Below are 26,815 nucleotides of genomic sequence, written 5' to 3'. Positions count from 1 at the left end.
TTTTTTTAATTATGGCAGATCAATGAGCTTCACAGACACAATATCAGGGACATTTGTTAGTTCTTTCACAATTTTATCTTCCAGATGTCTGTCAAAGGAAAGCATCATGATGGCTTCTCCGCCTTTTTCCTTACGGCCAACCTGCATAGTTGCAATGTTAATATCATTATCTCCGAGAATACGTCCTACTCGGCCGATGACACCTGTTGTATCTTGATGCTGGATATACACCAAGTGACCAGTCGGATAAAAATCAATATTAAATCCATTGATCTCGACAATTCGTTCTCCGAAATGAGGAATATACGTAGCCGTTACAGTAAAGGTGCTGCGGTCTCCTGTCACTTTTACGCTGATGCAGTTATCGTATCCAGATTCAGAAGAGGAAATTTTTTCACTGAAGCTAATGCCGCGTTCTTTTGCGACACCCCCGGCATTGACCTCATTAACAGTAGAGTCTACGCGCGGTTTTAAAAAGCCTGACAGAAGGGCTTTTGTAATGAACGATGTTTCAAGTTTAGCAATTGTGCCTTCATATTGAATGGCAACATCCTGTACTGGTTCTTTCATGCACTGTGATACAAGGCTGCCAATTTTTCCTGCAATTTGATGGTAAGGCTTAATTTTAGCAAATTCATCTTTTGTCATGGCAGGCAGGTTGATAGCTGACATGACAGGCAGGCCTTTTGCGAACTGCAGAACTTCTTCTGACACTTGGGCGGCGACATTGAGCTGTGCTTCTTTCGTTGATGCTCCCAAGTGAGGAGTGGCAATGACTAATGGATGATCAACAAGTTTGTTGTCAACTGGCGGTTCGACTTCGAAAACGTCAAGCGCTGCTCCCGCAACATGCCCGTTTTCCAAAGCTTCGAGAAGTGCTGCTTCATCGATAATTCCGCCTCGCGCACAGTTAATTAAGCGAACGCCTTTTTTCGTTTTTGCAATCGTTTCTTTATTCAATAAGCCTTTTGTTTCTTTTGTTAAAGGCGTGTGAACGGTAATGATATCCGCACTTTCAAGCACTTCTTCAAATGTACGGCTGTTTACGCCGATTTTTTTCGCTCTTTCTTCCGTTAAGAAAGGATCAAAAACGTGCACAGTCATACCGAACGCTCTCGCACGCTGTGCAATTTCACTTCCGATTCGGCCTAATCCTACAATACCAAGCGTTTTTCCATAAAGCTCTGAACCGACATAAGCTGTGCGGTTCCACTCTCTGGATTTCACTGAGATATTAGCCTGCGGAATGTGTCTCATTAAAGAAGAGATCATTGCAAATGTATGCTCAGCTGTCGAAATGGTGTTGCCGTTCGGAGCATTGATCACGATTACCCCGTGTTTCGTAGCCTCATCAATATCGATATTATCGACACCGACACCGGCTCTTCCGACAATTTTTAAAGAAGTCATTTTGTTGAAAAGGTCTTCTGTTACTTTTGTCGCGCTTCGCACCAAAAGAGCATCAAAAGTATGTAATTCATCTTCTGCATCTGCTACGTTTTTTTGAACGATTTCAATAAAGTCTGATTCAATAAGTGGCTGTAAACCGTCGTTGCTCATTTTGTCTGAGACCAATACTCGAAACATCGTTAGATTTCCTCCTAAATTGACAAACTAAATATCTGATAATTTAACATATTCTCAAAAGAGTGTCAACGTGTATTGACGCAGTAAAGGATAAAAGTAAAGCCTAATAAATCAATGATCTGACAGCTTGCAGGTAATATATTTAATTTGAAGCAATTCTCTATACAGCCAACCAGTTATCGTTTATAATGTAATTAAATTTCATATGATCAATCTTCGGGGCAGGGTGAAATTCCCTACCGGCGGTGATGAGCCAATGGCTCTAAGCCCGCGAGCTGTCTTTACAGCAGGATTCGGTGAGATTCCGGAGCCGACAGTACAGTCTGGATGGGAGAAGATGGAGGTTCATAAGCGTTTTGAAATTGAATTTTTCAAACGTTTCTTTGCCTAGCCTAATTTTCGAAACCCCGCTTTTATATATGAAGCGGTTTTTTTATTGGCTGGAAAAGAACCTTTCCGTTTTCGAGTAAGATGTGATCGAAAAGGAGAGAATGAAGTGAAAGTAAAAAAATTAGTTGTGGTCAGCATGCTGAGCAGCATTGCATTTGTTTTGATGCTGTTAAATTTCCCGTTTCCGGGTCTTCCGGATTATTTAAAAATCGATTTTAGCGACGTTCCCGCAATTATTGCCATTCTGATTTACGGACCTTTGGCGGGTATTGCCGTAGAAGCGATAAAAAATGTTCTTCAGTATATCATTCAGGGAAGCATGGCCGGAGTTCCTGTAGGGCAAGTTGCGAATTTTATTGCAGGAACACTCTTTATATTACCGACTGCTTTCTTATTTAAAAAACTCAACTCAGCAAAGGGCTTGGCTGTCAGCCTGCTTTTGGGAACTGCAGCGATGACCATTTTAATGAGTATTTTAAATTATGTTCTGATTCTTCCGGCATACACGTGGTTTTTACATTCACCGGCATTATCCGACAGCGCGCTAAAAACAGCAGTCGTCGCAGGTATCCTGCCGTTTAACATGATAAAAGGTATTGTAATTACGGTTGTATTCTCACTAATTTTTATCAAGCTTAAGCCATGGATTGAGCAGCAGCGAAGTGCACATATCCATTAAATAAAAAAGCTCCCGTTCGGGAGCTTTTTTTAGTTACTTCTATTCAAATTTAAGCGGGTCGCCTTCAAATGGCTCATCCGCCACTTTGATGGAATCAGTAGGGCATCCTTCAAATGCGTCAATCATATCTTCTTCCAGTACCTCAGGAACTTCGACAACACCTTTGTTTTCATCAAGCGTTACGAACGCGATGCCTTCATCATCGTAATCGTAAATGTCTGGTGCAGCAGCTCCGCAAGCGCCGCATGCAATACATGTATCTTTGTCTACGATTGTGTACTTTGCCATGAATAAAACCTCCCAGATTGTTCTTGGTGGAACAAATGGATCAATCTTTATATTTAATCAATTTAACACCTATTCCTCTTACTTATTGTAATGATGTTGCTGCCACATTTCAACAGAAAAATGATTGAGAATGCTTATCACATAAGGGGTTATCTACATAACATCCCCCTTAATGATGACTTTAAACGTCGATTTCTGTTTGAAATCTGTTAAAATAAAAAGAGCAAATCAACGATTTTTGTCAGGAAGAATGTAGGTGGATAGGTTGTCATTAAATTACTTCGATATTATGGTTCTCGATTGTCTTTGCAAAATAAACGGGGAACGGTCGGGAAGCGCTGTTTTTCACCTATTCAAAGGCAAGAGATCGTCACAGACCATTCAAGATGCCGGCTTATTTCAGACTGCAAAATACTTTGGAATGGCGGCAAAATGTTCGAGAAGCGATATTTCTGCGTCGCTTGACAAGCTTGAAAAGCATTCATATCTCGCGCCAATGTCTGAATCAGATACATACAAAGTGACAGCCAGCGGCGCAGCAGTTTTGAGACATGCCCTTAGCGAGCGGCCTTGGCCCGTTCATTGTCACGGCGCTCATTATCAGCAGGCTGCCGGCGTGCTTTGGAAAAGGCTTTCGCTGCTTGTGCAGGTCCTATCCCATAAACAGCAAGGGAGCAGGCAGTATATCCCTGTCACAAAGGATCATAAGACACTTCACTGGGTAAAGAAATACCTGTCCCGGCATACGGATCATATAGAGATGGCAAAAAGCCTTTTTGCCATGCTTGAGGCGCATTTGAAAAAGATTGAAAACAAAGCAGCGCAAATTTTTGTCTACTCCTTAACCTCGCACCATCGGATCGGTTATACGAGCAGGCAGCTTGCTGATACGCTGAAAGAAGACGAATGGTATGTCTATATCATGTTTTGGGCTTCGGTACATTATTTTATTCATTCTCTTCCGGAGTGTGAAGATGCTTTGTTAAAGGATCTCCTTTCTGATGTGCACTTAGATAATGCCCTGACAGAGTCGACGAGGAAAACATGGCAGATGGTCAAACAAGGGTTTCCGATACAGCGAATTGCTGAAATCAGAAAGCTGAAAACAGCGACGATTGAAGACCACATTGTCGAGATTTCTCTCCATGAGCCTGCGTTTATGATTAATGACTATGTATCAGCAGAAGACCAGCTTCAAATCGCAGAGTTTGCCAAACGGATGCGGACGAATAAAATCAAACAAATTCGCGACGGGCTGGAACAGCGGTTCAGCTACTTTCAAATCAGACTGGCATTGACAAAGCAGGTGCAGCAATATGACTAAATTACAGCAAACGTTATATCAGTTTTTTGGTTTTACTTCCTTTAAAAAAGGGCAGCAGGACATTATTGAAAGCATACTCAGCGGGAAGGATACCATTGCAATGCTCCCGACTGGGGGAGGGAAATCGCTTTGCTACCAGCTGCCTGGTTATATGCTTGATGGCATGGTATTAATCGTTTCTCCACTGCTTTCTTTAATGGAGGATCAGGTGCAGCAGCTCAAAGCCCGGGGGGAAAAGCGTGCTGCAGCTTTGAACAGCATGCTTAACAGGCAGGAAAGACAATTTGTTTTAGAACATATTCATCGATATAAATTTTTGTACTTGTCTCCTGAAGCTTTACAGTCTCCATATGTATTGGAAAAATTGAAAAGCGTTCCGATTAGCCTATTTGTTATTGACGAAGCGCATTGTATTTCTGAATGGGGACACGACTTCAGGCCTGATTATTCAAAGCTCGGACAGCTGAGAAAAAAACTTGGACACCCACCCGTTCTGGCATTGACCGCCACGGCTACAAAGGAAACGCTGCAAGATGTCATGAACCTGCTGGAGCTGCAGCATGCTGTACGCCATCTCAACTCAGTCAACCGCCCAAACATCGCACTGAGGGTTGAAAATGCGGCGGATACTGCCGAAAAAATAGATAGGGTCATTCAGCTGGTTGAAAACCTGCAAGGTCCGGGAATTGTTTATTGTCCAACACGGAAATGGGCTAAGGAATTAGCGGGTGAAATTAAAAGCAAAACGAGCAGCAGAGCCGACTTTTACCATGGCGGTTTGGAGTCAGGGGACAGGATTTTAATTCAGCAGCAGTTTATTCATAACCAGCTTGATGTGATATGTTGTACGAATGCGTTTGGAATGGGTGTCGATAAACCTGATATCAGATATGTGATTCATTTTCATCTCCCGCAGACGGCAGAAGCTTTTATGCAGGAAATCGGCAGAGCGGGACGCGACGGAAAGCCGAGTGTCAGCATTTTGCTGCGGGCGCCAGGGGATTTTGAATTGCAGGAACAAATTATCCAGATGGAGAGTGTCACAGCTGAAGAAATCGCCGACGTAATCCGTGTGCTAGAGAAGACGGAGGAGCGGGATGAGAGAAGGCTGCGTGACGTATTACTTCAGTATGGCGTCGGAGAGACACAGGCCCGTATGATGATTCATCTCTTTATGCAGGGAAAAACATCAGTTGAACTGATGAAGAAAGAAATTTCATATCGCATGGAGCTGAAGCTGGAAAAAATGCACCGTGTATCATTTTTGCTTCAGCGTGACGGCTGTTTAAGGCAGGCACTGTTAACCTACTTTGATGAATCATACGAGCCTGATGACGGAAACCTCCCGTGCTGTTCACATTGCGGTTTTGATTTATCCTTGTATGAACAAAAAGGGGAACGGAGTAAAATGGCGCCATTAGACAGCTGGAGTTCGGAATTGCACCGGATATTCAGCTTGCAGACTGTAGGTGAGCTGAACTGAAACAGCAAAAAGATTATATTCAGCATATGACTGACCATGATATGCTGAAGCAGTTATATTTGACGCAGCTACTCATCATCTTTGCCGCTGCTGCAGCAGGACTGTTCTTTTTTGAGGATGTACGGGACGTATTAAAGCTCTGGGACATTCGCGATATGCGAATCATCTGGTATGGTGTTTCTATAGCTGTTATTGTTATTTTAGCCGATATGGCAGTAATGAAATGGTTTCCGTCTCATTTATATGATGACGGCGGAATCAATAAAAAAATATTCAGTAAGAGGTCAATCCCTCATATTATATTTTTAACGCTTCTGATTGCTTTCGCGGAAGAAATGTTATTCAGAGGAGTGCTGCAGACTCATATCGGTTTATGGACGGCCAGCCTTATATTTGCCGCTCTGCACTTTCGGTATTTGTCAAAATGGCTGTTATTTATTATGGTGACAGCAATCAGCTTTTTGCTCGGTCTGATGTATGAATGGACCGGCAACTTATTTGTTCCGATGACGGCGCATTTTATCATTGATGCCGTGTTTGCCTGTCAGATTCGTTTTGAACATGTGAGGAGGGATAAACATGACGAACATGTCGAGAGTAGAGAGAAGAAAAGCCCAGAATCTTTATGAAGATCAAAACGCCGCATTGGCGGACGATTATGTCGATGATGGAGAAAGCCTTCCGACAAGACAATCTGTAAAAAATCAAAGAGAACAGAAAAAAAAGCAAGGCAAAACAAAAACGCCATTATTCACAGTACTCGCAGTAATATTTGTATTTGTGCCGGTTATCGTTTTAGTCACCTTATTTTATCTAAAGAGCCACCCGGATAATCATGACGATTATGAAGATGTTTTTATTGACAGCAGCCAAAGCAAATATGAGGTTGTCCCGAAATCAGAGGACAAAAACGATACCGCAGACACTAAAGAAACCGCACTGCAGAAGGAGTCAAAAAAAGAGCCAGAAGATTCCAAGCCAAAAGAGCAAACAGCTGCTGATAAGAAACAGACTGCTGTAGCGGAAAAAGAAGACTCGCCAAATAAGGAGGAAGCAACCGCCGCGGCTGCTTCCTCTTCCCAATCAACAGTACAACAGCAAGAACAGCCAGCTGAGCCAGTTCAAAATGTGCCGAATCGCGTTGTCAAGCACACCGTCCAAAAGAAAGAAACGCTATACCGCATTTCCATGAAGTATTATAAAAGCCGGACAGGAGAAGAAAAAATTCGAGCATATAATCATCTGAATGGAAATGATGTTTACACCGGACAAGTTTTGGACATCCCTTTAATGGATGAATAGGGTATTATTTTTATTTTACGTTCATATATTGTAGCAATGAAAATGGACAAGGTGTGAAGCGTATGGAATCCTTATGGAATCAGCTGGATCAGTTTACAGACGCGCCGACCAAACAGATGCTCCAAGCGCTGGTAAAACGAAAACAAAAATTCGAAAATTATGCAGCACAATGCCGCAGATGGCGATGGGCTTCACTTATCTGCCTAGGCTTATTATGTGTTATGATCATGATCAAAAGCCCGGAGCCTCAGCTTATACTTCAAGAAATACTTAGCCATACCTTTTATTTATTTTGGATGCTGGCAACCGCTTTTGCCTACTGCACTTCATATTATTTCAAGAAAAAGGAAGAAAAATCCGAGACTGATTTCCATAAACTGAGATGTGAAATTATTCAGAAAAGCACTGATCTCTGGCCGCAGCCCGATAAATGGAAGGCGAGAGAGTCTGTTTTTCATATGATGAAGCACAAATATGACATTAATCTATATTTTGAAAGTAAATAAAATGGGGCGTTTTCTCAAACGATAGAAACGTCTTTTTTTTATTGTCCGTCTTATTGATAAGTTCTAAAAAGAATGGAGAGTTTTTTATGAAGCTATCAGTGAAAATTGCCGGTGTACTAACTGTTGCGGCAGCGGCAATGACGGCAAAAATGTATGCAACAGCAAAAGGCAATCATTTGAAGACACATACGTTTCCTTTATCAAAGATGAAGGGCAAGCCGCCTCTGACAATCTTTTTTATTTCAGACATTCACAAACGTCTCATCGATCAAGACCTTTTAGAAAAAGCGCGAAGCCATGCCCCCCACTTGGTTATAATCGGCGGTGATTTAGCTGAGGGCGGGGTGCCCAGTGCGAGAATCGAGGAAAACATCAAAAGGCTCGTACATTTCGGGGTCCCTATCGTGTTTGTGTGGGGGAATAATGATTATGAAGTCAGGCAGCATAAGCTGTATTCCATATTTAAAGCGCACGGCGTCATCACTCTGAGAAATGAGTCAGTCCCGTTTTCATACAATGGGCATACGATTGCGATTGCGGGGGTTGATGATATCAGGATGGAGATGGATCATTATGAGGAAGCCATCAAAGAACTTGATGAAAGCCAGCTGAATATTCTGGTTTGCCATAATCCGGAGATTCATGAACAAATCAATGAAGATGACGGTATTGATGTGATACTCAGCGGGCATACCCATGGAGGCCAGATCAGGTTTGGAAAATTCGGCCCTTATGAACTGGGGAAAACAGGTATTGTTAAAAACGCGGCATATCTGATCAGCAACGGCTACGGCACGACAAAAGTGCCTCTTCGTTTAGGTGCTGAGCCTGAAACTCACATTGTGACTCTTTGCGGGCCAGAATAACTTCTAAAAAGCAAAAATCCGTATGGCAATAAAAACTGCATTGTGCTTGTCTTACTAGTGAACTCAGTGTAAACTGATAACAATTAAGAACCTATGACTCATCATCTCATATAATGTGTTATATGATTTGTGTGCAAGTAGAGGCAGGAGGGAACGTTATGCGGCTTGAGCGTCTGAATTATAATAAGATCAAAATCTTTTTAACCCTCGATGATTTGACAGACCGGGGATTGACAAAAGAAGACCTCTGGAAGGACTCATTTAAAGTCCACCAGTTATTTAAAGATATGATGAATGAAGCAAATACAGAGCTCGGCTTTGAAGCGAATGGACCGATTGCAGTGGAAGTGTATTCTCTCCAAGCACAAGGGATGGTCGTGATTGTAACAAAGAACCAAGACGCCGATTCAGAAGACGATGAGTATGATGATGATTACATCGAAATGCAAGTCAAGCTTGATGAAAGCGCGGACATCATATATCAATTCCATTCCTTTGAAGATATCATTCAGCTTTCAGAAAGCTTACAGCGAATCGGTATCACAGGGGGAACTGTCTACCACTATGACGGGCAGTACTTTTTAAGCCTTGAAGATCTAGGGTCACATACGGCTGAAGGGGTTGTGGCGGTTCTGGCTGAATACGGCAATCCGACAACTTTAACGATTTATCGCCTGCAAGAGTATGGTAAGCTCATTATGGACGGTAATGCCGTAGAAACGATACAAACTCATTTTTCATAAGAATGCAACGGAAAACTGCTGATTTCAGCAGTTTTTTTTCGTTAAAAAACATGGAAAAACATAACGTTTATTCTATGCACAGATCATATGAAGGTGTATACTATTCTCTGAAAGGGAGCATGTGAGAAACAGAAGATTCTAGGAGGTTAACTCAAATGGCAGCCGATCGAAACACCGGTCATACAGAAGAGGACAAACTTGATGTATTAAAATCAACCCAAACCGTAATACATAAGGCTCTGGAAAAATTGGGATATCCCGAAGAGGTATACGAATTGTTAAAAGAGCCGATGAGATTATTAACGGTAAAAATACCTGTTCGTATGGACGACGGTTCAGTAAAGATTTTCACAGGATATCGTGCGCAGCACAATGACTCTGTCGGTCCAACGAAAGGCGGGATACGTTTTCACCCGAACGTAACAGAAAAAGAGGTGAAGGCGCTTTCAATTTGGATGAGTTTAAAATGCGGCATAATTGATCTTCCATATGGCGGTGGTAAAGGCGGAATTGTTTGTGATCCAAGGGATATGTCGTTTAGAGAGCTGGAGCGTCTGAGCAGAGGGTATGTCAGAGCGATCAGCCAAATTGTCGGCCCGACAAAAGACGTGCCGGCACCGGATGTATTTACAAACTCACAAATCATGGCTTGGATGATGGATGAGTATTCAAGAATTGATGAATTTAATTCGCCTGGATTTATTACAGGCAAACCGCTTGTGCTTGGCGGATCTCACGGGAGAGAATCTGCGACAGCAAAAGGTGTTACCATCTGTATTAAAGAAGCGGCTAAGAAGAGAGGCATCGATATTAAAGGTGCGCGTGTCGTTGTCCAAGGCTTCGGAAACGCGGGAAGCTATTTGGCAAAATTTATGCATGATGCGGGGGCAAAAGTTGTCGGCATCTCAGATGCGTATGGCGGACTTTATGATCCGGAAGGCCTTGATATCGATTATTTACTCGACCGACGCGACAGCTTCGGTACCGTAACAAAGCTTTTCAACGATACCATTACCAACCAAGAGCTGCTGGAGCTGGATTGTGATATTCTCGTTCCTGCTGCGATTGAAAATCAAATTACAGAAGAAAATGCCCATAATATCCGGGCTAAAATTGTCGTTGAAGCAGCGAACGGACCAACAACGCTTGAAGGAACAAAAATTCTTTCAGACCGGGACATTCTGCTTGTACCAGACGTGCTGGCAAGTGCCGGTGGCGTAACAGTTTCTTATTTTGAATGGGTTCAGAATAACCAAGGCTTCTACTGGAGTGAAGAAGAGGTAGAAGAAAAATTAGAAAAAATGATGGTCAAATCATTTAACAATATTTACGAAATGGCTAACAACCGAAGAATTGACATGAGGCTCGCTGCATATATGGTCGGCGTTCGCAAAATGGCTGAAGCTTCGCGTTTTAGAGGCTGGATATAAGTTGATGATTTGCATAAAAATAAAAAATCTCCTATGATAAAATAGGAGATTTTTTTATTCGGAAATAGAAAATATGAAGTGAAATGCCAATCGCAGGAGTTGACAGAAATGATTCAAGAAAAAGCAATTATTATAGGCGGAGGACCTTGTGGACTATCTGCTGCCATTCACCTAAAACAAATTGGCATTGATGCCCTCGTCATCGAAAAAGGCAATGTCGTTAACAGTATTTACAATTATCCGACGCATCAAACCTTTTTCAGCTCAAGTGAAAAGCTCGAAATCGGAGATGTGGCATTTATTACAGAGAACAGGAAGCCTGTCAGAATTCAGGCTTTATCGTATTACCGTGAAGTCGTCAAACGGAAAAACATCCGTGTTAATGCGTTTGAAATGGTGCGTAAAGTGACGAAAACGCAAAATAACACATTCGTTATTGAGACGTCAAAAGAGACCTACACGACGCCATATTGTATCATCGCCACAGGCTATTATGATCATCCAAACTATATGGGCGTACCCGGTGAGGATTTGCCGAAAGTATTTCATTATTTTAAAGAAGGCCACCCGTATTTTGATAAAGATGTTGTTGTCATCGGCGGGAAAAATTCAAGCGTGGACGCCGCCCTTGAACTCGTGAAATCTGGGGCGCGTGTCACAGTTTTATATAGGGGCAATGAGTATTCTCCAAGCATTAAGCCGTGGATTCTGCCAGAATTTGAAGCCCTCGTCAGAAACGGTACAATCCGTATGGAATTTGGCGCTTGTGTCGAAAAAATCACCGAGGATGAAGTTGTGTTTCGCTCCGGAGAGAAAGAACTCATTACCATTAAAAATGATTTTGTATTTGCCATGACAGGCTATCATCCCGATCATCAATTTCTTGAAAAAATTGGTGTTGAAATTGATAAAGAAACAGGGCGTCCATATTTCAACGAAGAAACGATGGAAACGAACGTTGAAGGTGTCTTTATTGCCGGGGTTATTGCTGCGGGAAATAATGCAAATGAAATATTTATTGAAAACGGCAGGTTTCACGGGGGGCATATCGCAGCGGAAATCGCCAAAAGAGAAAACCATTAAAGATGAGGAGCATATGATGCATTCGTATGCTCTTTTTGTTTTTTTAAGTGCAGACAGATGTAAAATTTTAAACAACATGGTAGGATAGACGTAGGAATATAAAGGAAAGAGGTTGCCTGATGTTTGCAATCATCTCTGCAGGAATTGCCCCCGGCATCGCGTTATTAAGTTATTTTTATTTAAAAGATCAGTATGATAATGAACCTGTACATATGGTGCTACGGTCGTTTTTTCTCGGGGTTGTTCTTGTATTTCCCATCATGTTTATCCAGTATGTACTTGAAAAAGAGAATGTAGGAGACGGAAGCTTTTTCGTTTCTTTTTTATCTTCGGGGTTTTTGGAGGAATCATTAAAATGGTTTATACTGATGATCAGTGTCTACCCGCACGCCCACTTTGATGAGCATTATGACGGGATTGTGTACGGTACAAGTGTATCACTCGGTTTTGCAACCCTCGAAAATATTCTTTATTTAATTGGCCACGGCGTGGAGCATGCGTTTGTCAGGGCGCTGCTGCCTGTTTCATGCCATGCCTTGATTGGCGTTATAATGGGATTTTACCTTGGAAAAGCCCGTTTTTCCGCTGATAAGGCGCGTGTAAAGTGGCTTACTCTTTCTTTAGTTGTCCCATCCCTTTTGCATGGATCATATGATTTTATCCTAACAGCGCTTAGCAATTGGATTTATTATATGCTTCCATTTATGGTATTTTTATGGTGGTTTGGTTTGCGTAAAGCGAAAAAAGCCCGTTCCGTTAATATGATGCAAGTATAGAAGCCGCACAGCAACCGTGCGGCTTTTTTGTGTGCAGTTTTTATGTTCTGAGGGATAACAAGGAAAGAGTGTATAAAAATAACCTCGTTACAGAAAATACGATTACACTTAAAAATTTGCAGTAGGAGGCTTGAAAAGATGAAGTCCAAAGGATCGATTATGGCATGTCTCATCCTTTTTTCCTTTACAATAACGACGTTTATTAATACTGAAACGATCTCTGCCTTTTCGAATCAGGTCATTCAAAGAGGGGCAACAGGGGATGATGTGGTCGAGCTTCAGGCGCGTCTTCAATACAACGGATATTATAACGGAAAAATTGACGGGGTTTATGGATGGGGGACGTACTGGGCAGTTCGAAATTTTCAGGATCAATTCGGGTTAAAAGAGGTTGACGGCCTTGTAGGAGCTAAAACAAAGCAAACCTTAATATGTAAATCAAAATACTATCGTGAATATGTCATGGAACAGCTCAATAAAGGGAATACATTCACGCATTACGGAAAAATTCCGCTAAAGTATCAGACGAAACCATCAAAAGCAGCAACACAAAAGGCAAGACAACAAGCAGAAGCACGGCAGAAACAGCCTGCGGAAAAAACAACGCAGAAGCCTAAAGCGAATGCGAATAAACAGCAAAACAATACACCAGCAAAAGCAAGAAAACAGGATGCGGTAGCAGCGAACATGCCTGGTGGATTTTCCAACAACGATATCAGGCTGCTTGCTCAAGCGGTTTATGGCGAAGCCCGGGGCGAGCCGTACGAGGGGCAGGTTGCTATTGCAGCAGTCATTTTAAACCGTTTGAACAGCCCGTTATTTCCAAATTCAGTAGCGGGGGTTATTTTTGAGCCGCTTGCCTTCACAGCAGTAGCCGACGGACAAATTTACATGCAGCCGAATGAAACGGCACGAGAAGCAGTGCTGGATGCCATCAATGGCTGGGACCCATCAGAGGAAGCACTTTACTACTTTAATCCGGATACGGCTACAAGTCCGTGGATTTGGGGGCGTCCGCAGATTAAAAGAATCGGTAAACACATTTTCTGTGAGTAGCAGATATGAGAAAGCATAAAAAGAGGTGTGATAAATGATCAGAGGAATTTTAATCGCCGTGCTTGGTATTGCAATAGTCGGTACAGGCTACTGGGGATACAAAGAACACCAGGAAAAAGACGCAGTTCTTCTTCATGCTGAAAATAACTATCAGCGGGCGTTTCATGAGCTTACCTATCAGGTGGATCAGCTTCATGATAAAATCGGAACAACACTTGCCATGAACAGCCAAAAATCACTGTCGCCTGCATTGATCGATGTGTGGAGGATTACATCAGAAGCTCATAACAGCGTCAGTCAGCTGCCGCTTACATTAATGCCGTTTAATAAAACTGAAGAGCTATTATCAAAGATCGGCGATTTCAGCTATAAAACGTCAGTCAGAGATTTGGACCAAAAGCCGCTTGATAAAAACGAGTATACATCACTAAATAAGCTATATCAGCAGTCCGAAGATATACAAAATGAATTGCGTCATGTTCAGCACCTTGTCATGAGCAAAAACCTTCGCTGGATGGACGTAGAAATGGCTCTGGCTTCTGACGAAAAACAAAGTGATAATACGATTATCAACAGCTTTAAAACAGTCGAAAAAAATGTTGGTGCATTCTCCACTGGCACTGATCTTGGCCCGAGTTTCACCAGTACGAAAAAAGAAGAGAAAGGCTTCAGCCATCTGAAGGGAAAACAAATTTCCGAACAGGAAGCAAAACAAATTGCTGAGCGCTTTGCCCCAGATGACAATTATTCAATTAAAGTGGTAAAGAGCGGAAAAAAAACAAATCGCGATGTATATAGCATCAGCATGAAAGACCCAGACCATAAAGCAGTGATTTATATGGATATTACGAAGAAGGGCGGGCATCCGGTATACTTGATCCAAAACAGAGAAGTGAAAGATCAGAAAATCAGTTTAAATGACGGATCGAACCGAGCGCTTGCATTTTTAAAGAAAAACGGATTTGAAACAGATGATTTGGAAATTGATGAAAGTGCCCAATATGATAAAATCGGTGTATTTTCATATGTTCCTGTTGAAAATAAAGTCCGGATGTACCCCGAGGCAATTCGTATGAAAGTGGCCTTGGATGACGGTGAGGTTGTCGGCTTTTCAGCAAGAGACTTCCTCACATCTCACAGAAAAAGAACCATACCTAAGCCTGCAATTACTGAAGCAGAGGCAAAGTCTAAATTAAATAAAAATGTACAAGTGAGAGAAACAAGGCTCGCTTTGATTACAAATGAACTAGGTCAAGAAGTGTTATGCTACGAAATGCTTGGGACAATTGAAAATGACACATTCAGAATGTATATCAATGCCAAAGACGGATCGGAAGAAAAGGTTGAAAAACTAAAAAATGCAGAACCTATATATAAAGACCTATAAAAACAGGAGGAAAGGACTAAATGTCTTTTCCTTTTTTTCATTACGTGCTTTAATAAAAACGTGAGTATATTGAATGCGAAAGAGTGAAGTCAATGATAGAGATTGGAGAAAATGTACTTTTAGAATATATAGAAGAAAATGAATTGAAAAAGGCAAAAAGCAAGGCGGTCAGCATCGAAAACAATGAACTTTTGATCGCGTATCCTGTTGATGTAGTTACAGGGCGAACTGTGATTTTACATAACGATATGGAAGTAACGGTAGAGTTTGTGGGAAAAGACGAAGTTCCTTATCGCTTTATAAGCCGTATAAAAGGTAAAGTGAAGGACAAACTTCAAATGATCTGTCTTGAAATGCCTCCCCGTGAAAAAATGAAAAGAATCCAGCGCCGCCAATATGTAAGAACTGATGCGGTATTAGATGTGCAAATTCAGCCGGGAAATGAAGAAGAGATCCGCACACTATCCTATAACATCAGTGCAGGCGGCATCGCCGTGGTTTTAGCTGATGGCCTTTCTTTTCAATCGGGGGAATCATTGCGCCTGATCATCCTTCTTCCTGAAGAGGAGCACACACGTCAAATAGAAACAGAAGCAGTTGTCAGACGAATCTTTAATGACCCCAAGTCAGAAAAACGAAAAATGACTTTAGAGTATTCAGAAATTGCAGCAGGTGACCAGCAGGCTTTGCTTCAATACTGCATCAGGCGCCAGTTAAATAAGAGAAGAAAGGCCCGAATGGAATAAACATCGGCAAACACTTCCATACTATTTGTAATGGAGGTGCTCCAATGAAAACATTTGAACGGCTGCTGATCAAATTATTGTTCATTCAGGCCATCATTTTACTTGGTGTCCAATTTCTTTTTCACTATCAGCATATTGAACCATACGTATCAAAAGTGATTCAATATGAAGGGGTGGATAAAATGGAGGAAAACAATAGGATTGAAACCTTCAAACATTAATTATTCATCAATTTTTCACCCTTTTTCATAAAGTTCGTGATACAATCCTTAGAGGAGAAAAGAGCAAGGAGAGGAATTATGGAAAAGAAATTATCGATTGCAATCGACGGCCCGGCAGCTGCGGGGAAAAGCACCGTTGCCAAAATTGTGGCTGAGAAAAAATCGTACATATATATTGATACAGGAGCGATGTATCGGGCGATTACGTACGCGGCTTTACAGGAAAACGTTGATCTGACAGATGAAGAAAAACTGGCTGAGCTGCTAAAGCGGACAGACATTGAGCTGATTACAACAAAAGATGGACAAAAAGTGTTTGTAAACGGCACCGATGTAACTGAGGCGATCAGAACAGATGAAATCAGCAACCAAGTTTCAATTGCGGCCAAGCACAGAAGTGTCAGAGAAGAAATGGTGAAACGCCAGCAGCAGCTTGGGGAAAAAGGCGGCGTCGTCATGGATGGTCGTGACATCGGGACGCATGTGCTGCCAAATGCAGAAGTAAAAATCTTTCTTTTGGCATCTGTGGAAGAGAGAGCGAAACGCCGTTATGAAGAAAATGTGAAAAAAGGCTTTGATGTCAACTACGAAACATTAATTGAGGAAATTGCAAGAAGAGACAAGCTTGATTCAGAGCGCGAAGTATCTCCGCTGCGTAAAGCAGAAGACGCTCTTGAAATCGACACGACATCGCTTTCCATTCAAGAGGTAGCTGATAAAATCCTCGAGGCTGTGGAGCAAAAGTCCCGCTGAGGATGGCAAATGCCACTTTTTTTGAATTTTTCAACGAAGATAGAATGTTATTGCTTGACAAACCTGTCCTTTTATTAGAAGTTAATACTAATAAAACTTTTTATTGATCATTCAAAAAACTTTTTTGGATGATTCTTTAATACATATTCGGCTAAAAGCGGGCATGTTATATGTTCAGCTTTCAAACCGTTTTAATTAAGCTGTGTAGGTTTGGACCAAGGAGGTTATTCAAATGACAGAGGAAATGAATCAAATTGATGTTCAAGTGCCAGAGGTTGGAGATGTAGTTAAAGGGATTGTGACAAAGGTAGAAGACAAACATGTAGATGTAGAAATTATCAATGTCAAACAATCCGGTATTATTCCAATCAGTGAATTATCAAGTCTTCATGTAGAGAAAGCATCGGATGTTGTTAAAGTAGACGACGAGCTTGACCTGAAAGTAACAAAAGTGGAAGACGATGCTTTGATTTTATCTAAACGTGCTGTTGATGCAGACCGCGCTTGGGAAGACCTTGAGAAAAAATTTGAAACAAAAGAAGTGTTTGAAGCTGAAGTGAAAGATGTCGTGAAAGGCGGCCTTGTCGTTGATATCGGCGTTCGCGGTTTTATTCCGGCATCACTTGTTGAAGCACATTTCGTTGAAGACTTCACTGACTATAAAGGAAAAACACTGTCACTGCTCGTTGTAGAGCTTGACCGTGATAAAAACCGCGTGATCCTTTCACACCGTGCTGTTGTTGAAAGTGAACAAGCGAATAAAAAACAAGAACTTCTTCAGTCTCTTGAAGTTGGAAGTGTACTTGATGGCAAAGTACAGCGCCTGACTGACTTTGGCGCGTTTGTTGATATTGGCGGCATCGACGGACTTGTACACATTTCACAGCTTTCCCACTCTCATGTAGAGAAGCCGTCTGACGTTGTTGAAGAGGGACAAGAAGTAAAAGTGAAAGTGTTATCGGTTGACCGTGATAATGAACGTATTTCTTTATCGATCAAAGATACACTGCCTGGACCTTGGAACCAAATCGGCGAAAAAGTGAAGCCTGGCGATGTGCTTGAAGGAACTGTACAGCGTCTTGTAAGCTTCGGTGCCTTTGTTGAAATCCTTCCAGGTGTTGAAGGTCTCGTTCATATTTCTCAAATTTCCAATAAACACATCGGCACGCCGCATGAAGTCCTTGAAGAAGGACAGACTGTAAAAGTGAAGGTTCTTGATGTGAATGAAAATGAGGAGCGCATTTCATTAAGCATGCGTGAACTTGAAGAAACGCCTAAAGCTGACCAGGAAGATTACCGTCAATATCAAGCGAAGGAAGAAACAAGCACTGGCTTCCAGCTTGGAGATCTGATCGGAGATAAGCTGAATAAACTAAAATAATTGGTGATAAACGTGACTCGAGCAGAACGAAAAAGACAACACATCAATCATGCCTTGTCCACCGGCCAGAAGCGGGAAACAGGTCTTGATGATATTACGTTTGTTCACGTCAGTCTGCCCGATCTTGCATTAGAACAAGTAGATATTTCCACAAAAATCGGCGAACTTTCAAGCAGTTCGCCGATTTTTATCAATGCAATGACTGGCGGCGGCGGAAAACTTACATATGAGATTAATAAATCGCTTGCGCGAGCGGCTTCTCAGGCTGGAATTCCCCTTGCTGTGGGATCGCAAATGTCAGCATTAAAAGATCCATCAGAGCGTCTTTCCTATGAAATTGTTCGAAAGGAAAACCCAAACGGGCTGATTTTTGCCAACCTGGGAAGCGAGGCAACGGCTGCTCAGGCAAAGGAAGCCGTTGAGATGATTGGAGCAAACGCACTGCAGATCCACCTCAATGTGATTCAGGAAATTGTGATGCCTGAAGGGGACAGAAGCTTTAGCGGCGCATTGAAACGCATTGAACAAATTTGCAGCCGGGTCAGTGTACCGGTCATTGTGAAAGAAGTCGGCTTCGGTATGAGCAAAGCATCAGCAGGAAAGCTGTATGAAGCTGGTGCTGCAGCTGTTGACATTGGCGGTTACGGGGGAACAAATTTCTCGAAAATCGAAAATCTCCGAAGACAGCGGCAAATCTCCTTTTTTAATTCGTGGGGCATTTCGACAGCTGCAAGTTTGGCGGAAATCCGCTCTGAGTTTCCTGCAAGCACCATGATCGCCTCTGGCGGTCTGCAAGATGCGCTTGACGTGGCAAAGGCAATTGCGCTGGGGGCCTCTTGCACCGGAATGGCAGGGCATTTTTTAAAAGCGCTGACTGACAGCGGTGAGGAAGGACTGCTTGAGGAGATTCAGCTGATCCTTGAGGAATTAAAGTTGATTATGACCGTGCTGGGTGCCAGAACAATTGCCGATTTACAAAAGGCGCCCCTTGTGATCAAAGGTGAAACCCATCATTGGCTCACAGAGAGAGGGGTCAATACATCAAGCTATAGTGTGCGATAAATGATAAAAGCCCAAAACCATATGTGGTTTGGGCTTTTTGTATTATGATTTTCGCTTTTTGAATCTTCCGTTTTGTTCAAGGCTTGTCGCTCCGTCATAGTGAATGGACTGGTCGCGATCTGATTCGACTCTGCCTGAAGCTTTGAGTTTTTTCTCTTGTCTGTCTTTTCCCATGATCATACTCCTTAATGTGAGATCGATTGTTTAAAAAATGTGCTTGAACTCCATACTGGGAATATGGAGGAAGTAAAATGGAACAATTTTATTACTATTGGTCAATGTGGTTTCTGTGGGTTCTGACAACATTTATTTTTGAAAAGACGAAAAGACGAATTGCCGTCTCTGTCTTTATTTTAACTAATATTATTCTAAGCATACATGACATCGCTTTATATTTTTCCCTGAATGCTGCATATTTGATGTTTTTCGTTTGCGGATGTGTCTATGCCGGGTATTTGGGAATGTATCGTTTTCGTTACATCATGGTCTATCTGACGCTTGTTGCCGCGTATGCGTTTGTTTATCTTTTTGCATTATATGACCCGGTTTGGTTCATCATAAAACCTGAGTGGGCTGCTGTTATATTAATAGTGCTTTTAACAGCTTCTGTTGAAAGGAATTTTGAGAAGCAGCTTGTCTTATTTGTCCTAGGGATGTGCCAAGGCGAACTGGTGTATTCATTTGTGATCCAGAAGTTGGCCGGGGCTATGGCTGTCGGCGGCTTTCAATGGCTGAATGCGTGTTCTGCGGGGATGATATTGCTGTTTGGCATATCTAAATACGAACACCTCGCAAGCCAGATTGGTCAGAAAAGCAAAAGATCAAACAAAGGAGCTACCAAAATGTCATGAGTGATTACATCTATCCGATTATTGCTGGGGTCATTGCCGGAATTGCGACAAGGCTTTATATGCTGAAAACGGATTACCGCCAGTATCCGACCTATGTTCATGGGAAAGTGATTCACATCGCACTGGGGTTGATAGCGGCTGGTTTAGGTGCAATTATTATGCCGGCGCTTTTGCAGGAGGAATTTACGGCCATCACATTTTTAACATTGGCAGCGACGCAATTTAGAGATGTCCGAAACATGGAGCGGAACACATTGACGCAAATGGATTCGTATGAACTTGTCTCAAGGGGAAGCACATATATTGAGGGGATTGCCATTGCGTTTGAAAGCAGAAATTATATTGTGATCTTTACAGCGCTTTTGACAACCTCTGCGTATGTGTTTTTATCCATCTGGGCTGCAGTCATAGCGGCTGTCGTTTGTTTTTTACTGGCCATGAAGTTTATGTCGGGCAGTGTGTTGAAGGATATTGTAGATATCGAGTACATAAAGCCGCGCTTTGACGGTCCGGGACTGTTTGTTGATAATATTTATATGATGAATATCGGGCTTCCAGAGAAACAGGAACTGATTTTAAAGCATGGCATGGGCTTTATTTTGACGCCGAAAAACTTTAATTCAGCAGCGACGATAGCAAATTTAGGGCAGCGTCAGGCCATTTTATTTGATGTTTCCAATGTGCTCGGGGTTTATCGGGATTCAGGAGAGCCATCTTTGACACCAATTGCAAAACGGGATTTAAATGATGGGAGAGTGGCAGTATTTGTTCTCCCGCAAATTCACCATCCCGAAACGGCTGTTCAAATTATTAGCAATGTTCCAACCCTGGAAAATGCGATTAGAATGCCGACTGAATTTATCAAGAATCAGGATAAGGTGATAGGATGAGTGAATCTCTTACGAAAGTGATTTTGTCTGTAATCACGACAAATCGAAATCGGGTTGCAGGGGGAGCACCTGTCTTTTTTTGCAATGACCAAAAGGAGATGGAGCTTTTCGCTAAAAATCTTGAGGCGATCCTTGATGGAATAGCTCACAGAATCGGAGATGACGTGTATTTGATCGTGAAACATTTTTAAGAATAGTTGTGATCCCAGTAAAAACTGATATAATAAATGAGTTAAGCCCTTCCTCTGAAGGGTTTCTTTTCATAAAAGTGAATGAAATGATTTTAATAACCGGTTGAAAATTTATGTAAAAATGAAAGCGGCTGGATTGAAAGGAAGGGTACTATGGGTAAACCTGTCGTAGCCATTGTCGGGAGACCAAATGTAGGAAAATCCACAATCTTTAACCGGATTGCGGGAGAAAGAATTTCAATAGTAGAAGATACCCCTGGCGTGACAAGGGATCGGATATACAGCTCGGCTGAATGGCTGAATTATGATTTTAATTTGATTGATACGGGCGGTATTGATATCGGTGATGAGCCGTTTTTAGCGCAGATTCGCCAGCAAGCTGAAATCGCCATGGATGAAGCGGACGTGATTATTTTTATGGTGAACGGCCGTGAAGGCGTGACAGCTGCTGATGAAGAAGTGGCGAAAATTTTGTACCGCACAAAAAAGCCTGTTGTTTTAGCGGTTAATAAACTGGATAACACAGAAATGAGAGCGAATATTTATGATTTTTATTCGCTAGGCTTTGGCGAGCCGTATCCAATTTCGGGAACACACGGACTCGGACTGGGTGATTTACTGGATGCCGTTGCAGAGCATTTTAAAAACATTCCTGAAACGAAATACAATGAAGAAGTTATTCAATTCTGTCTGATCGGACGTCCAAATGTCGGAAAGTCTTCACTTGTGAATGCGATGCTCGGCGAAGAACGCGTTATTGTCAGCAACGTGGCTGGAACGACAAGAGATGCTGTTGATACGTCATTTACTTACAACCAGCAGGAGTTTGTCATTGTCGATACTGCAGGTATGCGAAAAAAAGGGAAAGTCTATGAAACGACTGAGAAGTATAGTGTACTGCGGGCGCTAAAAGCGATTGACCGCTCAGAAGTCGTGGCGGTTGTGCTGGATGGCGAAGAAGGCATTATTGAACAGGACAAGCGTATCGCCGGTTATGCACACGAAGCGGGCAAGGCCGTCGTCATCGTCGTAAACAAATGGGATGCTGTTGACAAAGATGAGAGCACGATGAAAGAATTTGAAGAAAATATTCGCGATCATTTTCAATTTCTGGATTATGCGCCAATCCTATTTATGTCTGCCTTAACGAAAAAACGGATCCATACTCTGATGCCTGCGATTATCAAAGCTAGTGAAAATCATTCACTTCGAGTTCAAACAAACGTCTTAAATGATGTCATCATGGACGCTGTGGCAATGAATCCGACACCGACTCATAACGGTTCTCGTTTGAAAATTTACTATGCGACTCAAGTGTCGGTAAAGCCGCCAAGCTTCGTTGTGTTTGTAAACGATCCGGAATTGATGCATTTTTCATACGAACGGTTTTTAGAAAACCGAATCAGAGACGCGTTCGGTTTTGAGGGGACACCAATCAAAATATTTGCAAGAGCTAGAAAATAAAAAGGTGTGAATCAAACATGAAAAAAGTCACAATGCTTGGAGCGGGGAGTTGGGGAACAGCACTGGCTTTAGTTCTAACTGATAATGGAAATGAAGTGTGTGTGTGGGCTCACCGTGCAGATTTAATTCATCAAATTAATGAGTTGCATGAAAACAAAGATTATTTGCCGAATGTTAAGCTGTCTACATCCATTAAAGGAACAACAGATATGAAAGAGGCTGTTTCAGACGCAGATGTCATTATCGTTGCGGTCCCGACAAAAGCAATTCGGGAAGTGCTGAGACAGGCTGTCCCTTTTATAACGAAAAAGGCAGTCTTTGTTCATGTCAGCAAGGGTATTGAGCCAGATTCACTTCTGCGCATTTCTGAAATTATGGAAATTGAGCTCCCGAGTGATGTCAGAAAAGATATCGTTGTCCTTTCCGGCCCGAGTCATGCGGAAGAAGTAGGGCTGCGGCACCCCACAACTGTTACTGCATCTTCAAAGAGCATGAGGGCAGCAGAAGAGGTGCAGGATCTATTTATTAATCACAATTTTCGGGTGTACACAAATCCTGACATTATCGGAGTTGAAATCGGAGGGGCTTTAAAAAATATTATTGCCCTTGCTGCAGGAATTACAGATGGTTTAGGGTACGGTGACAATGCCAAAGCTGCTTTGATTACACGCGGACTTGCCGAAATCGCGAGACTCGGAACGAAAATGGGCGGAAATCCCTTGACGTTCTCTGGATTGACAGGAGTAGGCGATCTGATTGTGACGTGCACAAGTGTTCATTCCAGAAACTGGCGTGCGGGCAATTTGCTCGGAAAAGGGTACAAGCTTGAAGATGTTCTTGAAGAGATGGGAATGGTAGTCGAAGGCGTCCGCACGACGAAAGCGGCTTATCAGCTTTCGAAGAAATATGATGTTAAAATGCCGATTACAGAAGCTCTCCATCAGGTCCTATTCAACGGACAAAAAGTGGAAACCGCTGTTGAATCTTTAATGGCGAGAGGGAAAACCCACGAGATGGAGGATTTGGTAAATACGTTTGAAAATCAAGTGAAGTAAAAGTGTCAATCAAATGGTGAATCGCATATCTTAATTGAACGAAAGCCCGAAAAACAGAAGAACACCCAAGTCTTGGGATCTCCTGAAACATTTTGCCGATTTAGGCAATAGAGGATGCATCTGTATGCCAAGTCGCATACTATAGCATCGAAGTCCAAGAGAGTGTTTCTTAAACGTGCAGGTGAATATAGTCAAGTTGACTGAAGCGAAGGTCCCCCTCTTTGCTTCAGTTTTTTTGTTCTATCAATGGATGGAAAATCTGGTTGATCTTTTCCGGCGCTGTATATTAAAATATAATATAACTCTTACATCTTACATATCGGGGAGGCGCACGTCATTGAATCTGGCATTGATGAAAATGTGGTTTGCTCTAGGGTCCATGGGTCTGATGTTTCTGGCTGTAGCTTCCATCTATTTAAGCCGCTTTAAGTGCCAAAACCGTTTTTTGAAGATTGCGATTTCATCATTCGCATACATGTGTATGCTCATATCTGGAATTATTGTGTTTGTCGTGGTTTTTAGCGGCCCTGTCAATGAATAAAGCTGTAAAAGGAAGTGCTGTATGGGTAAACTGAAGTGCGCAATCATTTTTGCGGCAGTCGTGTTTTTATCCGGATGTTTATATCCAAATGAACGGAAAAGCAGTGTGCATGCCATTCCTTATCAAGACCAGCTAAAGCAGGTTCAATCTGCTGTTGATGAATTTCAAAAGGCAAATGGAGGGCTGCTTCCTATTCAAACCAAAGATATGTCGACACCGCTATATCAAAAATATCCGATAGACTTTAACCGGTTAGCGCCAAGATACATAGCTGAACCTCCAAGTACGGCATTTGAAAGCGGGGGAGACTATCAATACGTGCTTGTTGACGTAGAGAACGATCCGACTGTTAAATTAATTGATCTAAAGATGGCAGAAAAAATTCGCGATGTGAAATTGCGCATCCAAATGTATCGTCAGGAGCATCAATATCCGCCTTACAAGGATGTGCTATCTCGTGATTTATTTACACTCGATGAGAAGAAGCTTGGGGATGGCAGCTCTCTTACAGTGACAAGCCCAATCTCAGGGAATTCCTTGCCGCTTATGATTGACGGAGACGGAGAAATATATGCCGATTACCGGACTGAGCTGGCTTCTTGCCTCAAAAAAAGCAAAAAAACGTTTAAACCCGGGACTGAAATCCAGGATATGATTTGGCATGAAACCCCCTTTGTCCCCGTGTTTTCTGTAAAATATACGGTAAATGACAAACAGGAACCTGTTTTTTTAGAAAATGATATGAAAAAGGAATGAACCTTTCTCCCTTGCATACAAATAGGGAGAAAGGTTTTTTTATATTAATAGATTGAGGATGAGAAATTTTCTAAAGATGTCATATTCAAATAGGACAACGTCATACACATATAGTGTCCTGTGTTTGATTGAAAGAGCTTAATAAAATTGAAAAGGATAGGAAGTCCGGGAGGGGATCACTTGGAAAAGGTCGATATTTTCAAGGATATCGCTGAACGAACAGGAGGCGATATATACTTAGGAGTCGTAGGTGCTGTCCGTACAGGAAAATCCACGTTCATTAAAAAATTTATGGAGCTTGTGGTGCTCCCGAATATCAGTAACGAAGCAGACCGGGCCCGAGCGCAGGATGAACTGCCGCAGAGCGCAGCCGGCAAAACCATTATGACTACAGAGCCTAAATTTGTTCCGAATCAGGCGATGTCTGTTCATGTGTCAGACGGACTCGATGTGAATATAAGATTAGTAGATTGTGTAGGTTACACAGTGCCCGGCGCTAAAGGATACGAAGATGAAAACGGGCCGCGGATGATCAATACGCCTTGGTACGAAGAACCGATCCCATTTCATGAGGCTGCTGAAATCGGCACTCGAAAAGTCATTCAAGAACACTCGACCATCGGAGTTGTCATTACGACAGACGGCACCATTGGAGATATCGCCAGAAGTGACTATATAGAGGCTGAAGAAAGAGTCATTGAAGAGCTGAAAGAGGTTGGCAAACCTTTTATTATGGTCATCAACTCAGTCAGGCCGTATCACCCGGAAACGGAAGCCATGCGCCAGGATTTAAGCGAAAAATATGATATCCCGGTATTGGCAATGAGTGTAGAGAGCATGCGGGAATCAGATGTGCTGAGTGTGCTCAGAGAGGCCCTCTACGAGTTTCCGGTGCTAGAAGTGAATGTCAATCTCCCAAGCTGGGTAATGGTGCTGAAAGAAAACCATTGGCTGCGTGAAAGCTATCAGGAGTCCGTGAAGGAAACGGTTAAGGATATTAAACGGCTCCGGGACGTAGACAGGGTTGTCGGCCAATTCAGCGAGTTTGAATTCATTGAAAGTGCCGGATTAGCCGGAATTGAGCTGGGCCAAGGGGTGGCAGAAATTGATTTGTACGCGCCTGATCATCTATATGATCAAATCCTAAAAGAAGTTGTGGGCGTCGAAATCAGAGGAAGAGACCATCTGCTTGAGCTCATGCAAGACTTCGCCCATGCGAAAACAGAATATGATCAAGTGTCTGATGCCTTAAAAATGGTCAAACAGACGGGATACGGCATTGCAGCGCCTGCTTTAGCTGATATGAGTCTCGATGAGCCGGAAATTATAAGGCAGGGCTCGCGATTCGGTGTGAGGCTGAAAGCTGTCGCTCCGTCGATCCATATGATCAAAGTAGATGTCGAAAGCGAATTCGCCCCGATTATCGGAACGGAAAAACAAAGTGAAGAGCTTGTACGCTATTTAATGCAGGACTTTGAGGATGATCCGCTCTCCATCTGGAATTCCGATATCTTCGGAAGGTCGCTGAGCTCAATTGTGAGAGAAGGGATTCAGGCAAAGCTGTCATTGATGCCTGAAAACGCACGGTATAAATTAAAAGAAACATTAGAAAGAATCATAAACGAAGGCTCTGGCGGCTTAATCGCCATCATCCTGTAATACCGGTAGACCTCTTTATAGAATGGGAGGTCTTTTTTCTTTGCTCTTAATAATGGAAAAGGATCAAGGAATAGGATGAAAAAAGGAAAAAAAGGAATATTCGTTCGGTAAATCACCTTAAATCCTTGACGAGCAAGGGATTGACGCTTTAAAATGCTTGATATGGCTTTTTATATGTGTTACTCTACATACAGAAATTCTTCACTTTGTTGGACAAACATTCCTCAGAGTGCAGTTTTTCTTAAAAAGCCGTTTAATTGTCTTTCTCTTACTTGCTCTCATTTTTTTCTGAGACAGGTTTAGAATCAGACTGAACTGTGAAGAAATGATAATAAACGAACTGAA

The 26,815-nt window shown here is 42.3% G+C and carries 29 protein-coding genes and 1 riboswitch; of the genes, 26 read left to right on the top strand and 3 right to left on the bottom strand.

Annotated elements, in window-relative coordinates; all coding sequences use genetic code 11:
- Nucleotides 1-9: 9 nt before the first annotated feature.
- Entirely contained in the window at nt 10-1,587 is a 1,578-nt protein-coding gene (gene serA / locus MHB62_RS11350) for a phosphoglycerate dehydrogenase (RefSeq protein ID WP_004398713.1), read from the bottom strand.
- Nucleotides 1,588-1,795: 208 nt separating this feature from the next.
- Nucleotides 1,796-1,930: riboswitch (FMN riboswitch) on the top strand.
- Between the two features lie 153 nt (nt 1,931-2,083).
- Between serA and fmnP the strand changes: the two genes are divergently transcribed.
- A complete protein-coding gene (fmnP, locus tag MHB62_RS11345; RefSeq protein ID WP_004399159.1) occupies nt 2,084-2,656 on the top strand; it encodes a riboflavin transporter FmnP in 573 nt (190 codons plus the stop codon).
- 39 nt (nt 2,657-2,695) lie between these two features.
- Here fmnP and MHB62_RS11340 read toward each other — a convergent pair whose 3' ends face one another.
- Nucleotides 2,696-2,944: a ferredoxin gene (locus MHB62_RS11340; RefSeq protein ID WP_003225461.1), complete on the bottom strand. Its 249-nt coding sequence runs from the start codon at nt 2,942-2,944 to the stop codon at nt 2,696-2,698.
- A 265-nt stretch (nt 2,945-3,209) separates the two neighbouring features.
- Here MHB62_RS11340 and MHB62_RS11335 point away from each other — a divergent pair, with 265 nt between their 5' ends.
- From MHB62_RS11335 to fni, 17 genes are all read left to right on the top strand, one after another.
- A complete protein-coding gene (locus MHB62_RS11335) occupies nt 3,210-4,268 on the top strand; it encodes a helix-turn-helix domain-containing protein (RefSeq protein WP_004398594.1) in 1,059 nt (352 codons plus the stop codon).
- Nucleotides 4,261-5,751: an ATP-dependent DNA helicase RecQ gene (locus MHB62_RS11330; RefSeq protein WP_003230528.1), complete on the top strand. Its 1,491-nt coding sequence runs from the start codon at nt 4,261-4,263 to the stop codon at nt 5,749-5,751. The genes MHB62_RS11335 and MHB62_RS11330 overlap by 8 nt, the downstream gene beginning before the upstream one ends.
- A 26-nt stretch (nt 5,752-5,777) precedes the next feature.
- Nucleotides 5,778-6,380, top strand: coding sequence for a CPBP family intramembrane glutamic endopeptidase (locus MHB62_RS11325; RefSeq protein ID WP_003230529.1), 603 nt, complete (start codon nt 5,778-5,780; stop codon nt 6,378-6,380).
- Nucleotides 6,331-7,053 (top strand): LysM peptidoglycan-binding domain-containing protein, encoded by a 723-nt coding sequence (locus MHB62_RS11320; protein WP_004398603.1) that lies wholly within the window; start codon nt 6,331-6,333, stop codon nt 7,051-7,053. Before MHB62_RS11325 ends, MHB62_RS11320 begins: the two co-directional genes overlap by 50 nt.
- A gap of 62 nt (nt 7,054-7,115) precedes the next feature.
- Nucleotides 7,116-7,559 carry a YpbF family protein gene (locus tag MHB62_RS11315; RefSeq protein WP_003230531.1) on the top strand — a complete coding sequence of 148 codons (444 nt, stop codon included), beginning with the start codon at nt 7,116-7,118 and terminating at the stop codon, nt 7,557-7,559.
- 86 nt (nt 7,560-7,645) lie between these two features.
- Nucleotides 7,646-8,425, top strand: a complete 780-nt coding sequence (locus tag MHB62_RS11310) for a metallophosphoesterase (RefSeq protein ID WP_003230532.1) — start codon at nt 7,646-7,648, stop codon at nt 8,423-8,425.
- Nucleotides 8,426-8,583: 158 nt separating this feature from the next.
- Complete coding sequence (locus MHB62_RS11305) at nt 8,584-9,168, top strand: genetic competence negative regulator (protein WP_003230533.1); 585 nt, start codon at nt 8,584-8,586, stop codon at nt 9,166-9,168.
- Nucleotides 9,169-9,323: 155 nt separating this feature from the next.
- Nucleotides 9,324-10,598, top strand: coding sequence for an NAD-specific glutamate dehydrogenase (gene gudB, locus MHB62_RS11300; protein ID WP_003230536.1), 1,275 nt, complete (start codon nt 9,324-9,326; stop codon nt 10,596-10,598).
- 108 nt (nt 10,599-10,706) lie between these two features.
- Nucleotides 10,707-11,681: a YpdA family putative bacillithiol disulfide reductase gene (locus MHB62_RS11295; protein WP_015714182.1), complete on the top strand. Its 975-nt coding sequence runs from the start codon at nt 10,707-10,709 to the stop codon at nt 11,679-11,681.
- Nucleotides 11,682-11,800: 119 nt separating this feature from the next.
- Entirely contained in the window at nt 11,801-12,457 is a 657-nt protein-coding gene (gene prsW, locus MHB62_RS11290; RefSeq protein ID WP_032722047.1) for a glutamic-type intramembrane protease PrsW, read from the top strand.
- A gap of 138 nt (nt 12,458-12,595) precedes the next feature.
- Nucleotides 12,596-13,513: a spore cortex-lytic enzyme gene (gene sleB, locus MHB62_RS11285; protein ID WP_004398523.1), complete on the top strand. Its 918-nt coding sequence runs from the start codon at nt 12,596-12,598 to the stop codon at nt 13,511-13,513.
- Between the two features lie 34 nt (nt 13,514-13,547).
- Complete coding sequence (gene ypeB, locus MHB62_RS11280) at nt 13,548-14,900, top strand: germination protein YpeB (protein ID WP_003230547.1); 1,353 nt, start codon at nt 13,548-13,550, stop codon at nt 14,898-14,900.
- Nucleotides 14,901-14,992: 92 nt separating this feature from the next.
- Nucleotides 14,993-15,646, top strand: a complete 654-nt coding sequence (dgrA, locus tag MHB62_RS11275) for a cyclic di-GMP receptor DgrA (protein ID WP_032722045.1) — start codon at nt 14,993-14,995, stop codon at nt 15,644-15,646.
- 44 nt (nt 15,647-15,690) lie between these two features.
- Nucleotides 15,691-15,867 (top strand): YpfB family protein, encoded by a 177-nt coding sequence (locus MHB62_RS11270; protein WP_003230553.1) that lies wholly within the window; start codon nt 15,691-15,693, stop codon nt 15,865-15,867.
- A gap of 78 nt (nt 15,868-15,945) precedes the next feature.
- Nucleotides 15,946-16,620, top strand: coding sequence for a (d)CMP kinase (gene cmk, locus MHB62_RS11265; protein ID WP_003230555.1), 675 nt, complete (start codon nt 15,946-15,948; stop codon nt 16,618-16,620).
- Nucleotides 16,621-16,852: 232 nt separating this feature from the next.
- Nucleotides 16,853-18,001: a 30S ribosomal protein S1 gene (gene rpsA / locus MHB62_RS11260; protein ID WP_003230556.1), complete on the top strand. Its 1,149-nt coding sequence runs from the start codon at nt 16,853-16,855 to the stop codon at nt 17,999-18,001.
- 12 nt (nt 18,002-18,013) lie between these two features.
- Nucleotides 18,014-19,063: a type 2 isopentenyl-diphosphate Delta-isomerase gene (gene fni, locus MHB62_RS11255; RefSeq protein ID WP_032722383.1), complete on the top strand. Its 1,050-nt coding sequence runs from the start codon at nt 18,014-18,016 to the stop codon at nt 19,061-19,063.
- 42 nt (nt 19,064-19,105) lie between these two features.
- Here the strand turns inward: fni and MHB62_RS11250 are convergent, their stop codons facing one another.
- The gene (locus tag MHB62_RS11250; RefSeq protein ID WP_003225499.1) at nt 19,106-19,237 is read right to left on the bottom strand and encodes a YpzI family protein; all 132 of its coding nucleotides are present in this window, start codon (nt 19,235-19,237) and stop codon (nt 19,106-19,108) included.
- A 77-nt stretch (nt 19,238-19,314) separates the two neighbouring features.
- On the opposite strand from MHB62_RS11250, the gene MHB62_RS11245 reads away from it, so the two are divergent.
- The 8 genes from MHB62_RS11245 to spoIVA all read left to right on the top strand — a co-directional run bounded on the left by MHB62_RS11245 (nt 19,315) and on the right by spoIVA (nt 26,470).
- Nucleotides 19,315-19,914 carry a hypothetical protein gene (locus tag MHB62_RS11245; RefSeq protein ID WP_003230560.1) on the top strand — a complete coding sequence of 200 codons (600 nt, stop codon included), beginning with the start codon at nt 19,315-19,317 and terminating at the stop codon, nt 19,912-19,914.
- Complete coding sequence (locus tag MHB62_RS11240; RefSeq protein WP_003230562.1) at nt 19,911-20,804, top strand: YIEGIA family protein; 894 nt, start codon at nt 19,911-19,913, stop codon at nt 20,802-20,804. The genes MHB62_RS11245 and MHB62_RS11240 overlap by 4 nt, the downstream gene beginning before the upstream one ends.
- The gene (locus MHB62_RS11235) at nt 20,801-20,995 is read left to right on the top strand and encodes a capping complex subunit for YIEGIA (protein ID WP_003230563.1); all 195 of its coding nucleotides are present in this window, start codon (nt 20,801-20,803) and stop codon (nt 20,993-20,995) included. The genes MHB62_RS11240 and MHB62_RS11235 overlap by 4 nt, the downstream gene beginning before the upstream one ends.
- A gap of 153 nt (nt 20,996-21,148) precedes the next feature.
- The gene (gene engA / locus MHB62_RS11230; protein ID WP_003230565.1) at nt 21,149-22,459 is read left to right on the top strand and encodes a ribosome-associated GTPase EngA; all 1,311 of its coding nucleotides are present in this window, start codon (nt 21,149-21,151) and stop codon (nt 22,457-22,459) included.
- A 17-nt stretch (nt 22,460-22,476) separates the two neighbouring features.
- On the top strand, nt 22,477-23,514 hold the full coding sequence (locus MHB62_RS11225; protein WP_003230566.1) for an NAD(P)H-dependent glycerol-3-phosphate dehydrogenase: 1,038 nt from the start codon (nt 22,477-22,479) through the stop codon (nt 23,512-23,514).
- 337 nt (nt 23,515-23,851) lie between these two features.
- The gene (locus tag MHB62_RS11220) at nt 23,852-24,055 is read left to right on the top strand and encodes a DUF2768 domain-containing protein (RefSeq protein ID WP_004399143.1); all 204 of its coding nucleotides are present in this window, start codon (nt 23,852-23,854) and stop codon (nt 24,053-24,055) included.
- A 21-nt stretch (nt 24,056-24,076) separates the two neighbouring features.
- Nucleotides 24,077-24,811: a hypothetical protein gene (locus MHB62_RS11215; protein WP_032722044.1), complete on the top strand. Its 735-nt coding sequence runs from the start codon at nt 24,077-24,079 to the stop codon at nt 24,809-24,811.
- A gap of 180 nt (nt 24,812-24,991) precedes the next feature.
- Entirely contained in the window at nt 24,992-26,470 is a 1,479-nt protein-coding gene (gene spoIVA / locus MHB62_RS11210) for a stage IV sporulation protein A (RefSeq protein WP_003230572.1), read from the top strand.
- The last annotated feature ends 345 nt before the right edge of the window (nt 26,471-26,815 follow it).

It is taken from the genome of Bacillus sp. FSL K6-0255, from assembly GCF_045040725.1.
In the GTDB taxonomy this organism is placed as follows: Bacteria; Bacillota; Bacilli; order Bacillales; family Bacillaceae; genus Bacillus; species Bacillus subtilis.
The sequence above is the reverse complement of the archived record's forward strand: the minus strand, read 5'-3'. Positions and strand labels throughout refer to the sequence as shown.